This is a genomic window from Actinoplanes sp. NPDC048791 (assembly GCF_040650095.1).
Taxonomy (GTDB): Bacteria; Actinomycetota; Actinomycetes; order Mycobacteriales; family Micromonosporaceae; genus Actinoplanes.
In genome coordinates this window covers 1-14691 of sequence record NZ_JBEZGQ010000106.1, presented here as the reverse complement: position 1 = coordinate 14691, position 14691 = coordinate 1, and the positions used below count along the sequence as shown (strand labels likewise).

The following is a 14691-nucleotide window of genomic DNA, read 5'->3' as shown; positions in this document are numbered from 1 at the left end:
AGACCCTGCTGGTCGAGCCGGTCGAGCGCCCCGTAGAGGGTGCCCGGCCGCAACGTCACCTCGCCGCCGGACAGTGCCGACACCGCCTGGACGATCCCGTATCCGTGCAGCGGCTGGGCCGCGAGCGCGGTGAGGATGAGAAATGTTGGTTCCTGCATGCCGCTACGTTACAGCGGCCGTTATATATCGGCAACCGTAGTATTGCCGTCAGCCTGCGGCGGCGTCGGTGGAGGCCCCGTCGAGCGCCCGGCGGTCCCAGCCGCCGAGGTCGGCGGCGGCCTCGTAGGAGGAGTGCAGGAACTCGGTGAGCACCGCGTCCGGGTCCTTCGCACCGGCCACGGCCTCGTACGGCAGCAGCAGCTCCCGCAGGTCGCGGTCGTAGTACGCGGCCTGCGGGCGGACCGGCCGCTCGGCGTAACCGGCGGGCTCGACGTAGGCGTACGAGTAGAAGGCGCCCTCCTCGCCGCCGCCGGGCCAGAAGCCGAAGCTGGCCAGCTCGTGCGAGTAGCCCTCCCGCATCACCGACGGCGGGCAGTTCGGCGCACCGCCGGGGTGCGGCGGGGCGATCCGGCCGGAGAAACGCGTGTACGCCAGGTCCATCGCGCCCCAGAAGAAGTGCACCGGGCTGGCCTTGCCGACGAACCCGGAGCGGAACCGTCCCAGGACCTCCTCGGCCCGCAGCAGCTGTCGCCAGAACAGCTGCGCGGCCTCCCGGTCGTACGCATCGTGCACCTCGTCCTCGGCGAACGGGATGGCCCGCTCGACCTCGTTGGGCACGGCGTGAATGGTCGTTGCCACGCCCAGCTCGGCCAGCGCGGCCATGGTCTGGCGGTAGAACACAGCGACGGACTTCGGCTCCAAGGCGACCGACCGGGATCGGCCGTCGGTGGTGCGCAGGTGCAGCTGGTGGTCGAGGAAGTCGAACTCGATCTCGAACCCGCCGTCCCGGTACGGCACCAGCGACGTGGTCAGCCCGCGGGCGCTCGGGTACAGCGTGACGTGCCACCAGTGGTTGACCGCGGGCGCGTGCGCCATCCGGATCTTCCCGACGATCTGCAGCCACATGTGCAGCGTGTCCCGAGTGTCGGCCCAGTCCCCCACCCGCAGCCGCGGCCACTGCTTGTCGTCTCGCATCGCCCCAGACTGGCACACGCGGGTCGCCGCCGGCTCATGTCATCGACCCGGCGGCCGATGAATCACCCGTGATAGGTCGACAGCGGCAGATGATCGCGCTGGTCGCGCTGTGCCTGGCGACCGGCGTGCCCATCATCGTGCTGTCCGGCGGACCCTTCGCCACCTACACCCAGCTGGCCAGCAGCACGCTCGCCTGCCTGGCGGCCGCCCTCTGCGGCACGGCAGCGCGCCGAGCCACCGGCACGGTACGCGGTGGCTGGGCACTGCTCGCAGCCGGTTGCTTGTGCTGGGGCCTGGGCAACTTCTACTGGTCGTGGAGTGAACTGGTCGTCCACGCCGAGGTGCTGTTCCCCTCGCCCGCCGACGCCGGCTACCTCCTGTTCCCACTGTTCGGCACGGCCGGGCTGATGCTGGTCGCCGGCTGGGCGTCGGCCGGCTCGCGCCTCACCGTGCTGCTCGACGGCCTGATCGCCGGATGCGCGCTGTTCGTGGTGGGCTGGGTGGTCACCGTACGGTCGGTCTGGCAGGCCGGCGGCGACTCGGCGTTCGCGTTCGTGGTCTCGCTGGCCTATCCGGTCGGCGACATCGTGCTGGCCACCATGGCGGTGCTGGTGGCCGGCCGGATGCGCCGCGGTGGGCGGGGCGTCGGCCTGCTGCTGGTGCTGGGCCTGGTCGGCATGGCCACCTCGGACGTGATGTTCGCGCTCGACACCTCGGCCGGCACGTACACCACCGGGCAGGCCTCGGACGCCGGCTTCTTCATCTGCTTCGCGGCCTTCGGAGCAGCCGGCTGGACGGCGACGCGGCGGCCGATGGTGTTCGACGGCGCCGGCGTGATGACCCGATGGCAGATCATGCTGCCGTACCTGCCGTTCGGGCTGGCCGGCTGCGTCGCCGCCGGGCAGGTTCTGACCGGCGGTCAGGTGGACGGGGCCGAGGCGCTGCCGCTGCTGGCCGGGCTCATCATGATCCTGCTGCGGCAGCTGTCCACGCTGCTGCACAACTCCAGACTCGCGAGGCGGCTGCAGCACCAGGCGTACCACGACCCGCTCACCAGGCTGGGCAACCGCGCGCTGTTCACCGAGACGCTGCAGAGCGCGCTGACCTCGGCCACACCGGCCGCCGTGGTGTATCTCGACCTCGACGACTTCAAGGTGATCAACGACTCGCTCGGGCACGACGCCGGCGACGCCGTGCTGCGCGCGGTCGCCGACCGTCTGCAGAGCTGCTTCGCCCAGCCGGACACGGTCGTCCGGCTCGGCGGTGACGAGTTCGCCGTGCTCACCTTCCGGGTCGACGCGCTGCCGGTGCAAGCCCAGCGCCTGCTGACCGAGCTGGCCGAACCACTCCAGGTGGGCGCGCGCACCGTCCGGGTCAGCGCCAGCGTCGGCATCGCGATCAGCGACGGCCGCCCGACGCGTCCCGAGGACCTGCGCAAGAACGTCGACCTGGCGATGTACGCGGCCAAGGCGCAGGGCAAGAACAGGTACGCCTTGTTCACGCCGTCCATGCGACACGACTTCGACCGCGAGCTGATGTGGCGCGCCGAGCTGCACCAGGCGCTGACCGACGAGGCGTTGCACGTCGCCTATCAGCCGATCGTCGGGATCGGTGATCGCCGGGTCGTCGGGGTGGAGGCGCTGGCCCGCTGGGACCATCCGGTCCTGGGCTCGGTGGCACCGGACCTGTTCATCCCGGTGGCTGAGCGGGCCGCACTGATCGGCGAACTCGGGATGTTCGTCCTGCGGCGGGCGTGCGCGGAGTTCGCGGCCTGGCCCGGCGCCGCTGAGGCGTACCTGTCGGTCAACGTCTCGCCGCTGCAGATGCTCAGCCCGCAGTTCTGCGACCGGGTGGCGGCCACGCTGGCCGAGACCGGGCTGCGGCCGCAGCAGCTCGTCCTCGAGATCACCGAGAACGCGCTGGCCGACGAGTCCGAGGTGATCGGCACGCTGGTGCAGCTGCGGGCCACCGGCGTGCGGGTGGCGATCGACGACTTCGGGACCGGCTACGCGTCGCTGCGGTACCTGCACCGCTTCCCCGCCGACATCGTCAAGATCGACCGCACGTACGTGCAGGACATCACCCGCGACCCGGCGGCCCTGCGGATCGTCGGCACACTGTGGCAGCTGTTCCACGCGATCGGGCTGACCGCGGTCGCCGAGGGCGTCGAGGATCCGGTCCAGGCGGAAATGCTGATCGAGCTGGGTTGCCCGCTCGGTCAGGGTTTCCTGTTCGGCCAGCCGGGACCGCTGGCCGGCCTGGCGATCACGGCCCGTGACCCTCAGTCCTCCGGGGCGGGCATCGGGCCGCCGCCGGCGGTCAGCCGCGGGTACGGGTCGCTCGCCGGCACTTGACGGAAGGCCGTCCCGGGATCGGGGATCATGCGCAGCGGATATCCGGAGTAGACGGTGTAGCGGCGCGGGATCAGCACCGGCGTGAGCACCTCCTTGACCGCCGCCAGCCGGTCGTCGGCGAACGCGGTGATCGGCCCGGGGAAGCGCAGCACAGTCGCCGGGCCGGCCGGCAGCACGGCGAGACCCAGCGCCGCGGCCCGCGCACTGAAGGCTTCCGGGCCGCCGAGCCGGGTAACGTGGCCGCCCGTCAGCAGATTCCACCAGTAGTAGCCGCGCACCCGCTGCCGGGTCAGCGTCGCCGAGGTCCGGTGGTCCATGGTGTACCAGGCGTCCCACGGCGACAGGTGCGGCCCGGTGCGGTCGTAGGTGACTCCGCCGGTGCACAGCTCCAGCGGCTGCTGCCACGCCAGCAGGAGCTCGGCCACCCGTTCGGCGGCGTCGTCGGTCTCGTCCGGCTCCCACAACTCCCCGACCGGTGACAGCGACAGGCTCAGGGCCGCCGCCGGCTGGAACGGGTCGCGCCACGCCTCGAAATGCCAGCGCTTCTGGTCGTCGCGGGTGCCGAGGTTCACGGTGAAGACATCCGGCCGGCCGGACCGCAGGGCGGCCAGCAGCGCCTCCCGGGCCGCCGGGCCCCAGTCGCGCTGCTCCCCCGATCCGGCGGTGGACCAGGCGACCTGCCGAATCGTCACCGGCAGCGTGCTGGTGTCGGCCACCGCCGCCGCCATTCCGGCGGTGACCTCGTCGATCCGGTCGGCGAAGGCCGCGAGGGTCAGCAGCGAGTCGAAGTAGGCCAGCACGGACGGGCGGGGCGCCGGCGAGCGGCGGGGCTCGCCGACGAAGCGGTGGACGCCGTCGAACTCGTGGCTGGGCATTTCGGCGCGCTGGTCGTACAGCGGATCGGCGGCCCGTTCCCGGGCCCGCATCTCGTCGGGGTCCATCCGGTCATCCTCTCGCAGGGACGGGCCCCGGGCGATCCCACGCCCGGGGCCACACCATCGGTCGTCGGCTCAGCTGGTCGCCCAGCTCAACAGACCTCCTATCGCGGTCGCTGCGACGATCTCCGGCCAGAAGACCACCACGACCACCACGGCCACGACGACCGCGGCCACCAGGATCACGTCTTCCACCAAGCCGCTGCTGACCACGCCCGGATCGCTGACCGGCTGCTGGGTGGGTACCTTCGTCGGCTCCTGCTTGGGCTCCTCGTTCTGCCCGGTGTTCGGCGGCCGCTTCGGGTTCGAGGGCGGACCGGTCGGCACCTTCGGCGGCTTCGTGCGGTGGTAATAGATGATCCCCGAGCTGTTGTCGGCCTGGCGGGCCCCCTTGGGGGCGTACTGGCTCCAGTCCGAACCCGGGAAGATGGTCAGGACACTGCCGTCCTCGTAGGTCCGGGCGTCCGGCACGATGTCCGGCCCGGCCGCCGGGTTGGGATACCCGGCGTAGGCGAGCGCCCAGAGATACCGCTGCACCTGCGAGGCGTTGTTCACGCCCTTCTTGCCGTTGTCCGGGCCGTACTCGTACTGCTGGTCGGTGCCCGGCTTGACCTCGTACAGGTAGGTCGCGGCCGGGGTGGAGACCAGGACGTCCACGCACGAGTTCGGCTCGGTCGTGGCGAAGCAGTAGTAGTTCGACGGGCTGGCCTTGCGGCCCGGCGCCGGCACCGAGCCGGGGACACCATGCAGGGTACGGCGGTGCTCCGGGCACTCGCCGTACACGTTGAACGGCCCGTACTGGACATCGAGCTGGCGCAGAGACAGCTCGACCGCGTCGCCGTGATCGTTGTTCCCGCCCCGCCCGGAGCAGACCACCGCCCCGGACGGGTCGGTGTAGGTCGTCGGCTTGTTGCCCACGTAGGCGTAGCTGCTGGACGCCGGCGAGTTCAGCGGCGAGGCCGCCGGGTCCACGCCACCGAACCGGCCGGTCGCCGGGTCGTAGGCGCGGGCCAGGGTCGAGTACCGGTCACCGAGCGTCGAGTCCTGGTAGTAGCCGGTGAACCCGATCGGGTTGTCGACCGACGGGGAGCCGGTCGCGGTGCCGTTGGTGCGCGCGTTGCCGAAGGGGTCGTAGTCGTAGGACGCCTTCGAGTCGCCGGTGGTGGAGACCACGTCCGCCACGCCGCCGAGGAAGTCCGGCACGAAGGAGTCGACCTTCCCGGCGTTCATCAGCCCGATCGGGGTGCCGGACGGGCCGGTCAGGAAGCCCCGGGCCGAGCCGCTGGTGGTCGTCTCGGTCCGTTCCATGCTCAGCCGGGGCAGCGTGGAGTTGTGGTCGTTCTGCCAGCTGCGGCTCTGCACCCCGTCGGCCAGGTTCGACACCGCGGACAGCTGGACGCCCTGCGCGTCGTACGTGTAACTGGTCCGCACCGCACCCACCGTCGCGGAGGCGAGGGTGTGGTCCAGGTTGTAGGTGAACCTGTCCGCTCCGGCCTTGACCTGGTTGCCGGACGGGTCGTACTCGTACTCGGTGGTGGCGATGCGCTGCGGCGTGGTCATCGTCGCCTTGGTCAGCTGGTCCCCCGCGTCGTACCGGTACTTCGTCGACACCGTCTCGGCACCCGCCACGACCTTCTGGCTGAGCCGGTTGCCGACCTGGTCGTACGCGTACTCGATCTTCCCGCTGGCACAGCCGTCCCCGACACAGGCCGCCGTCAACCGGTCGGTCACGTCGTAGCTGTACCCGACCCGCTGGCTGCGGTCGCCCCGTGTCGTGGTGACCGCCGTCGGGTTGCCGTTGGCGTCCCGGTCGGCCTGGAACCGGGCGATCACCCCGTCGGCGTCGTGGCTGTTGAGGTCGGACAGCCGGCCCGCGCGGTCGTACGCCCGGTCGGTGACCGCGGCGCCGCCCGGATAGGTGGTCCGCGAGATCCGCCCGGAGATGTCGTAGGCGAAGGCGTACTCCGCCGCCGCCGTACCCGCCGCGCCGCCCTGCGCGGTCAGCGAGACCATCCGGTCCGAGGTGTCGTACGCCGCGCCGACCTTGGTGCCGTCCGGCCAGGTCCGCGAGGTGACGTTGCCGTTGGCGTCGTAGCCGTAGCTGAAGTTCTGCCCGTCGCCGCGGCCGATCGAGGTGAGCCGCCCCGCCGCGTCGTACCGCTGGGTCCGCAGCCCGGCCTGGTCGGCCAGGCTGGTGATCCGGTTCTTGGCGTCGTAACCCCAGGCGTAGATCAGCGAGCCGGCCCCGAGGTCCTGGCCGACGTGCCGGCCGAGGATGTCGTACGTGTTGACGATGCTGCGCGCGGCGGCGTCGTCGTGCTCGCCCGGTGTGACGACCTTCTGCAGGTTGCTCTCGGCGTCATAGGTGTACGCGGTCTGCCGGCCGAGCGCGTCGGTCACCGAGGCGAGCCGGCCGACCTTGTCGTAGTCGTACGAGCGGACGTTGCCGTTGGGGTCGGTCCGCTTGACCACGTGCCCGGCCCCGTCGTAGGCGTACGCGGTCACCTGGCGGTCCGAGGTGTCCAGGCTGGGCCCGGTGAACACGCCCGAGTCGGCGGCGACGATCCGGGTCATCCGGTCGGCGTCGTCGTAGCGGTAGGAAGTGGTGTGCTTGAGCGCGTCGGTGGCCGCCGTGACCCGGTCGGACGCGTCATACGTGAACGTGGTCCGGCCGCCCAGCTGATCGGTGATCGCCGTCAGGTTCCGGGTGGCGTCGTAGGCGTAGGTGGACGTGTAGTCCTTCGGGTCGGCGCCCGCGACGTTGCCCCGCGGGTCGGTCACCGAGATCAGGTCACCGTTGTCGTTGTACGCCAACGTGGTCACCCCACCGTCCGGCGCCGTCTGCTTCACCGGGTTGCCGGCCGGGTCGAACTCGGTGGTGGTGCCACCGCCGGCCGGGGTGGTGACCGCCTTCGGCCGGCCGTTGACGTCGTAGTCGAACGTCGTCTTCTGACCCAGCGGGTCCACTGCGGAAAGCACGTTGCCGTTGTCGTCGTAGTTCGTCGTGCTCTGCTGCCCGAACGGGTCGATGCTCGCCACCGCGCGGTTCAGCTCGTCGAACCTGGTGTCCTGGCTGACGAATCCACCGCTCGGGTAGGGGTGGGTGACCCGTACCCGGTTGCTGTTGAAGTCGTAGGTGTAGGTCGTGGTGAAGTTGGCCGGGTTGGCGCCCTTGACGTTGCCGCGCGGCGACACCACGGTCGACAGGTTGCCCCGGTTGTCGTACCCGAAGGTGGTCTTCGCCCCCGACGGGTCGGTGATCGACGCCCGCCGGCCGGCCTTGGTGTACGCGGTGCTGGTCGTGTTCCCGTTCGCGTCGGTCTCGGTGGCGGTCCGGCCGGTGACGGTGAAATAGGTGAAGGAGTGCGTGTTCTTCACCGGGTCGATCGTCTTGGTGAGCTGCCCGACCTCGTCGTAGACGTACTCGAACGGCCGGTCCTTGGCCGGTTCCTGGTACTGGCGCAGCCGGTCCAGCTTGTCGTAGCCGTAACCGGTGCTGAACCCGCGCGGGTTGGTCGACCTGATCAGCCGGCCGGTCTTGTCGTAGGCCAGGACGCTCTTCTCACCGAGCGGCGTGACCTGCGAGATCAGGTTGCCGGCGGCGTCGTACGCCATCTTGGTGACCTTGCCGCGCGGATCGGTCAGCTCGGTCACCAGGCCGTGCTCGTCGGTCTTGAGCACCGTCTGGTCGCCGCCGAAGTCGGTGATGCTGACCAGCTCGTCGAAGGCCGAGTAGCCGAACCGGGCGGTGTGCCCGAGCGCGTCGGTGTGCGAGGTCAGGTTGTTACGCGCGTCGTAGGTGTTGCTGACCGCGTAGGAGAACGGGTCGGGTGCGGCCATCGAGGTGAGGTTGCCGGAGCCGTCGTACACGCTCGCGGTCTGGTTGCCCTGCGCGTCGACCAGCAGGTTCGGGTCGATCTGCTCGTCGTACCGGTGGTTGACGGTGTCGCCGTTGCCGTTCTGCGAGTAGACCAGCACGTTGCCGCGGTAGCCGTCGAAGTAGTGCACGCCGTCGGCGTCGACGGTGGTGGCCTCCTGCTCGGCCGCGTTCCAGTCGAACGTGGTGACCGCACCGGCCGCGTCGACCTGCTTGACCACCCGGCCGGCCGCGTAGGTGTTGGTGGCCTGAGCCCTCCCCCGCGGGTCGACGACCTTGCTGAGCAGGCCGCCGGTGTAGCCGAAGGTCCAGGTCGCGCCCTCGGCGTCGGTCGCCGAGACGAGCAGCCGGTTGCTGTAGGCGTACTTGGTGAACCGGCCGTCCGGCAGGGTGATCTTACGAACGAGACCGTCGGAGCCGACCTCGACGGTGACCTTGCGGCCGGTCGGGTCGGTGATCGTCCAGGCCGTCGCCGTGTACGTCAGGGTCGGCCCGGCGCCGCGCGGGTCCCGGATCGCCGTGAGCCGCCCGCCGGCGTCAAAGGTGTAGACCGTCTGGGCGGGCGTGGTCAATGTCCAGCCGTCCGCGGTCGAGCGCAGCTGCGAGCGCACTCCCGGCGGCCGCGTGTAGGCGCCGTCGGCTGCCGCCTGGTAAACAACCTGTGCGCCGTCCTCGGCACGGACCGTCACGGCGGTTTCACCGGCGGCCGGCGGGATCACCTTCAGGTCGTAGGTCCAGGACCAGCCGATGCCCATCGAGCCGGCGGTCGGGCTGGCCGAGGAGTACTTGCGGGTGGCCTGGAACGGCACGCCGTACCCGGTCATCTGCAGGTCGGTCCAGGCCAGGCTGAACGCGCCGGTGCCGGTGCTCACCCCGGCGCCGCGCAGCGCCTGCCCGACGGTGGTCGGTGCGAGCGCGTTGCCGCAACTGCAGCCGGCCGCCTGCTGGGCGGGGACCGCCGGAGGATTCGCCGTCTTGCGGGCCTTGGCGTTACCGGACGGCCCGGACAACGCGACCGTCCCGTCGGCGAGCGTCACCGACACGGTCACGAAGTACGGGTGGTCGCCGGTCAGCACCCAGCCCTGGTCGGCCCCGAAGGTCTTGCAGTACTTACGGGGCTTGGTGCAGGTCGACACGTCGGCCGCGGTGAGTGCCACGGATTCCTGTGCGGTTCCCGATTCCGGGTCGTAGACGGTGGCCTTCCACGAGGTCCAGCTCGAGACCCCGGGCGCGGCGGCGTCGAAGTAGACCACCAGTGAGGTGTCCTCGAAGGCGAAGCCGGGGCGCAGCAACACGTTGGTCGCCCCATCGTCCGATGTGGGCGGCTCGTCCCGCGCCTCCGCCAGCGCGCGCGGCGAGATCTTGCGCTGCGCGCCGGCCGCTTTCAGACCGGGTGGCACGACAGGTGGCCGCGCGCCGGGCTTCAGCCCATGGTTGGCGACGGTGTCAGCGGGCAGTGGGCGGTCAACGGGTCCCGGGCCGGGTGGCGCGACAGGCGCCGGCCGGGCCGGCGCGGCCTGGGCGGGTGGCGGCCCGAAGGCGGCCGAGGAGATCAGCAGAAGCAGGACGAGAGCCGCGAGCACCGGAAATCCGGGCCGGGTACGCCACGCACGAGCCAGCACGATCATGGAATGCCCCCATGCATTCAGAACGACCGATGTGTCGTGCGGCCAGGGTCCGCTCCGGGTGATCGCGCGGCGACCCCGGTTCACATGGCGCCAATGCCCAAACCAGACAGTCCCCGCACCAGGCACGCGGCCCGGCCGGGCTGCGACCGGGACGCTGACTCTGCAAAGATGTGGCCGCTGTCTGTATCCGGGCCGGCGACTCCCGGGGCGAGGCTCGTACGGGAGATCCGCCCCGGCGACGACGCAGCCTGTCTACAGTCGGAGGAACAACACGCCGAAAGGGGCCGGCCATGGCGGCGGGGACGAAGGACGATCCGTGGTTGTTACAGACAGCGCCCGGCTCGTCGCAGTACACCATCTACCGCGACGAGACCACCGACCCGGCCACGCTCGTCTGTCAGGTCGGGTCGACGAAGCTGACCTACCAGGCCCGCGCCGTCGATGACCTGCACGCCTGGCTGCGGGAACAGGACGGCTGGGTGCCGCTGGGCGCCGCCGACGAGAACAAACCCGCCGCCGACGGCACCGTCGAAGCCTGGGGCCGTTCCCCGGACAATCCGGTCGGCGGCTGGTACGGGCTCCGCAAGGGCTATCGAGGCCGGTTCGGCATGTACCTGCCGCCGCTGCTCGAGCACCTGGGCCTCGCCGAGCTGACGCACGACGCCCGCAACAACCGCATGCGCGGCCTGTGACCTGATCGCCGGGGCCCGCTTGAGCGCGGTGGGTCAGTCGTCGTCGCGTCCGTCGTCGTCCCCCTGATCACCGCCGCCGAGGATGGCCCCGGTCACTGCGTCGACTTCCACCTCGTTCTCATCACCGCGCAGCTGGAACTTCATCTCCCAGATCGGGCCGCCGGCCCGCTCGTCGAGTTCGGCCTCGAGCACGCGTGCGCCGGGGAACTGCCGGGTCACGATGGCCGCGGCCTGGACAGCGTTGACGGGTCGCGGGCCGAACTGGGCGTCGAGTTCCGGGTCGATCTCGATCTCGAAACCGGCTGAGGTGCTCCGCCGTTCCGCGGAGTCGTCGGCCATCGCCAGGGCGGTGCCGGCGCTCAGGGGCACGGCAACGCCGACGACAGTGATCGCGACCAACAGACTTCTGCGCATCGAGTCCTCCAACTGCTGGACGCCGCTCCGGCATGCCATGTCGCCACCGCGCGGCGGGTGTCGCCGGGCAGTACGTGGGATCGCATCGCCCGGTCGAGCCGCCGGCGGAAGCCTGGCTGTCCCCTGGCCGATTCCTGGCAGTCGCGACCGCCGGTCCTCCGGGTGGCGTCCGGGGCCGGCGCGGTCGGGTGGGGCGCAGATACAGGAATCGTCCAGGAGCCGGTCAGAGTCTGTCCAAGCACAAATCCGCACTGCCCTGACGGCCCGTCTCCTGCTGCGTACGGCTACTGCGGTGGAGGTTGGCATGGCAGAGACAGCAGCACAGGAGACGTGGTCATCGGCGAGCGTCGCCCGAGCGGTGGATGCGGCGTTGCGGGAGGCCGGCGGCGGCCGGATGGCCGGCGTGCGGATCGCGTACGAGTTCGGCCGGCGGGTGTTCGTGGTGCAGTTCGTCCGGGGCAGCTGGCTGTGCGCGGCGACAGTCGACGCGGCCACCGGCGAGGTGCTCTCGATCCTGGACGAGGGTCCGCCGGTCGCCCAGACAGACACGTCCGGCGCGGCGGGGACCGCGGTGACGGCACAGTTGGCCGCTCGCACCGTGTGGGACATGCAACCGACCGTCGAGGATCCCGCCGCGGCCTACGTGGCGACCGACGCGGGTCTCGCCGTGGTCCGGTTGTGCCGCGACCTCGACTGGACACTGGTCGTCGAGGATCATCACCCGACCGGCTTCGCCGCGATCCGGCGGCTGGCGTCGGTGCCCGGCGGGGTGATCGCCGGTACCGCGGACGGCCGGATGTTCCGGATGGACACCGCGGGACGGCTGGTGTGGGAGACCCGCATGCCCGGTTGCCCCCACCGCATCTCGGCCGACACCACCGCGACGCGGGTGCTGCTGGCCACCAATGCCGGAACCGTGGAACTCGACGCGCGCACCGGCACGTTGCTCGGCCTGTTCGGTGGTGCGGCCCGTGCGGCGGCGTTCCTGGCCAACGGCGACCGGGCCATCGCCGGGCACCGCGGTGACCTGCTCGTCACGACACCCTCGGGTGAGACGCGATGGCGGATGGACCAGGGCGAGCTTCCGGAGCGTCTGTGGCTGCACCACGATCGGCTCTTCGTGGCCGGTGAGGGCGGGGTCAAGGAGATCGTGGTCGGCGAGGGAGTGGTGGCGCGCTGGTCGGTGCCGGGGGCCGACTCCGTGGACGACGCCGTCGTGATCGACGGATCGGTTTTCACCATCTCGGACGGGTCACGGCTGGACCGGCACAGCTACGCCACTGCCGGCTACCACGCCGGCCCGGCTCAGGTCAACGATCCGGAAACGATCACCGTGCTCGGGGCCGGCCGGCAGCCGTGGCTGCTGGTCGGGCACCGCGACGGCCGGCTGTCCGCACGGCCGGTATGAGGCGTCCGCCGGGCGGTCACGGCCCCCAGCCGCCCGGCGGACCCTCGACCTCGCCGGTGGGCACGACGAGCCGGAACCCGATCCCGCGCCGGTTCTCGATCCACCGCGGATCGCCGAGCTTGCGCCGCAGCGTCGCGATGTGGAAGTCCAGGGTCTTGCCGCGGCCGAAGAAGTTCGGCTCCCACACCGTCTCCAGGATCCGGCGCCGCTCCACGACCGCCCCGGGATCGGCCGCCAGCAGGGCCAGCAGCTGGTACTCCTTCGGCGTCAACGCCAGCGGAACCCCCGACAGCAGCGCCTGCCGGGTACGGTCGTCGATCTGCAACGGCCCGAGCCGGCTCTCCGGAGCCTTCGCCTGCGGCGGGGCGGCCCGGGTACGGCGACCGATGGCGCGCATCCGGGCGACCAGCTCGCGGGTACTGAACGGTTTCGGCAGGTAGTCGTCGGCGCCGATCTCCAGTCCCAGGACCCGGTCGGTCACGTCACCGCGGGCGGTCAGCATGATGATCGGGACGTCGCTGACCTGCCGCAGCCGCCGGCACACGTCGATGCCGTCGATGTCGGGCAGGCCCAGGTCCAGCAGCACGAAGTCGCCGAGCGGGGCGCTCAGCGCCGCGGCGCCGGTGCCGACCCGATCCGTGGTGATGCCATAACGGCTCAACCCCTCGGCGAGCGGCTCGGCGATCGACTCGTCGTCCTCCACCAGCAAAACCCGCACGATGCCTCCTCGACCGGCGAACCCGCCGCGGTAACAGATACGGAGCAAGCCGCCTCATGGTTGAACTCGACCGGCCGGACCACCCGTACCGATGCCTGTGATCCGCCGTCTGCTGTTGACCTACCTGTCGCTGACCCTGGTGGTCCTGGCCGGCCTGGCTCTGCCGTTCGGCTACGTCTACCAGCGCGGTGAACAGCAGCACGCCCTGGCCCAGCTCGAGCACGACGCGGAAACTCTCGCCGCGTTCATCGACACCGCCATGCGCACTGCAGAGCAGAAACAGGTCGATGTGCTGGTCAACGACGCCGCACAGCGCTGGAACGCCGGCATCGACCTGACGGACGCCGAGGGAGATCCGGTCATCACCACCCGTACCGACGGCTCGCCCGCACCGGACCTGAGCCGGGTGCTGGCCAGTCACACCCCGGTGATCAGCGACATCAGCGCCGGACGGATGACCGTCGCCGTACCGATCCATCCCGGCAAACCGTCGCAAGGCGCTCTGCAGGTCAGCGTCTCCAGCGCGCCGCTCACCGCCCGGATCCACCAGTTCCAGCTCGTGCTCCTGGGCGTCAGCGTGGCCGTACTGGTCTGCGGAGCACTCATCGCCCTCGCGCTGGCCCGATGGATCGGCCGGCCCGTACGGGAACTGGAACGCGCCACCCGCCGCCTCGCCGAAGGATCCACCACCCCGGCGTCGACCACCACCGGCCCGCCCGAGCTGCGCCGGCTCGCGGATACCTTCAACACCACAGCGGTACGCCTGCAGGAGCTCATCACGGCCCAGCGGTCCTTCGTCGGACACGCCTCCCACCAGCTCAAGACCCCCCTGACAGCACTGCGCCTCAGGCTGGAGAACCTGGAACCGGACATCACCGCGGGCGGGGAAGCCAACCTCCAGGCAGCCGTGCACGAGGCCGACCGGCTCGCCACTCTGGTGGACACCCTGCTGGCCATGACCCGCAGCGAGCACGAGGCCGCACCCGCTGAACCCGTGCCGATCAGTGCCGCGGTGACGGCCCGGGCCGCCGTCTGGCGACCGGTGGCCGAGGCCCAGAGCATCGCTCTCGCGGTCAGCGGACCGGACCAGGTCACGGCTCAGGTCATCCCCGGCGCGCTGGAACAGATCCTCGACAACCTGATCGCCAACGCCCTCGACGTGGCTCCGGCCGGCACCGCCGTCACTGTCACCTGGCACGTCGACGACGACGGCGTAGAACTGCACGTCATCGACGCCGGGCCCGGACTCAGCGCGGAGCAGCGGGTGCGGGCACTGCAACCGTTCTGGCGGGCACCGGGAGCACGTACCGGCGGCACCGGACTCGGGCTGGCGTTGGTCGACAAGCTCGCAGATGCCAGTGGCGGCCGGTCCCGCCTCGACGCAGCCGAACCGACAGGCATCGACGCCGTCGTCACCTTGCGCGCCTGACGATCAGGGAGCATCACTGCCGGAGGTTGCACACCGTGGCGCCGCACCGGCTGCGGTTCAGCAGCCGCACCCTGCGCCGCCACAGCCGCACCCGGCGCCTGC

Annotated in this window: 10 protein-coding genes; 4 read left to right on the top strand and 6 right to left on the bottom strand. The window is 71.0% G+C overall.

The features are described from left to right. On the bottom strand, positions 1-158 hold a 158-nt coding region (locus AB0C29_RS11140), incomplete at its 3' end, for a helix-turn-helix transcriptional regulator (RefSeq protein ID WP_360818470.1). A 49-nt stretch (positions 159-207) separates the two neighbouring features. After that, positions 208-1134, bottom strand: coding sequence for a DUF5996 family protein (locus AB0C29_RS11135; RefSeq protein WP_360818467.1), 927 nt, complete (start codon positions 1132-1134; stop codon positions 208-210). A gap of 68 nt (positions 1135-1202) precedes the next feature. On the opposite strand from AB0C29_RS11135, the gene AB0C29_RS11130 reads away from it, so the two are divergent. Then, a complete protein-coding gene (locus AB0C29_RS11130) occupies positions 1203-3488 on the top strand; it encodes a bifunctional diguanylate cyclase/phosphodiesterase (protein WP_360818465.1) in 2286 nt (761 codons plus the stop codon). Here the strand turns inward: AB0C29_RS11130 and AB0C29_RS11125 are convergent. Together AB0C29_RS11125 and AB0C29_RS11120 are read right to left on the bottom strand one after the other, a co-directional pair. Further along, positions 3416-4429 carry a hypothetical protein gene (locus tag AB0C29_RS11125; protein ID WP_360818462.1) on the bottom strand — a complete coding sequence of 338 codons (1014 nt, stop codon included), beginning with the start codon at positions 4427-4429 and terminating at the stop codon, positions 3416-3418. The genes AB0C29_RS11130 and AB0C29_RS11125 overlap by 73 nt on opposite strands. Positions 4430-4498: 69 nt before the next feature. Next, entirely contained in the window at positions 4499-9928 is a 5430-nt protein-coding gene (locus AB0C29_RS11120; protein WP_360818459.1) for an RHS repeat-associated core domain-containing protein, read from the bottom strand. Between the two features lie 290 nt (positions 9929-10218). Here AB0C29_RS11120 and AB0C29_RS11115 point away from each other — a divergent pair, with 290 nt between their 5' ends. After that, complete coding sequence (locus AB0C29_RS11115) at positions 10219-10620, top strand: DUF6855 family protein (RefSeq protein ID WP_360818456.1); 402 nt, start codon at positions 10219-10221, stop codon at positions 10618-10620. 33 nt (positions 10621-10653) lie between these two features. Here the strand turns inward: AB0C29_RS11115 and AB0C29_RS11110 are convergent, their stop codons facing one another. Further along, the gene (locus tag AB0C29_RS11110; protein WP_360818453.1) at positions 10654-11034 is read right to left on the bottom strand and encodes a PepSY domain-containing protein; all 381 of its coding nucleotides are present in this window, start codon (positions 11032-11034) and stop codon (positions 10654-10656) included. A gap of 304 nt (positions 11035-11338) precedes the next feature. On the opposite strand from AB0C29_RS11110, the gene AB0C29_RS11105 reads away from it, so the two are divergent. Continuing rightward, on the top strand, positions 11339-12442 hold the full coding sequence (locus AB0C29_RS11105) for a PepSY domain-containing protein (RefSeq protein ID WP_360818450.1): 1104 nt from the start codon (positions 11339-11341) through the stop codon (positions 12440-12442). 16 nt (positions 12443-12458) lie between these two features. On the opposite strand, the gene AB0C29_RS11100 is transcribed toward AB0C29_RS11105, so the two are convergent. Beyond that, positions 12459-13160 (bottom strand): response regulator transcription factor, encoded by a 702-nt coding sequence (locus tag AB0C29_RS11100; protein ID WP_360818447.1) that lies wholly within the window; start codon positions 13158-13160, stop codon positions 12459-12461. 91 nt (positions 13161-13251) lie between these two features. Between AB0C29_RS11100 and AB0C29_RS11095 the strand changes: the two genes are divergently transcribed. Then, entirely contained in the window at positions 13252-14589 is a 1338-nt protein-coding gene (locus AB0C29_RS11095) for a HAMP domain-containing sensor histidine kinase (RefSeq protein ID WP_360818444.1), read from the top strand. Positions 14590-14691 lie beyond the last annotated feature (102 nt).

Bases quoted from the DNA above. Each gene is read 5' to 3' on its own strand.
- AB0C29_RS11115 (WP_360818456.1), top strand. From the start codon at position 10,219: ATGGCGGCGGGGACGAAGGACGATCCGTGGTTGTTACAGACAGCGCCC.
- AB0C29_RS11095 (WP_360818444.1), top strand. From the start codon at position 13,252: ATGCCTGTGATCCGCCGTCTGCTGTTGACCTACCTGTCGCTGACCCTG.
- AB0C29_RS11105 (WP_360818450.1), top strand. From the start codon at position 11,339: ATGGCAGAGACAGCAGCACAGGAGACGTGGTCATCGGCGAGCGTCGCC.
- AB0C29_RS11125 (WP_360818462.1), bottom strand. From the start codon at position 4,429: ATGGACCCCGACGAGATGCGGGCCCGGGAACGGGCCGCCGATCCGCTG.
- AB0C29_RS11120 (WP_360818459.1), bottom strand. From the start codon at position 9,928: ATGATCGTGCTGGCTCGTGCGTGGCGTACCCGGCCCGGATTTCCGGTG.
- AB0C29_RS11135 (WP_360818467.1), bottom strand. From the start codon at position 1,134: ATGCGAGACGACAAGCAGTGGCCGCGGCTGCGGGTGGGGGACTGGGCC.
- AB0C29_RS11110 (WP_360818453.1), bottom strand. From the start codon at position 11,034: ATGCGCAGAAGTCTGTTGGTCGCGATCACTGTCGTCGGCGTTGCCGTG.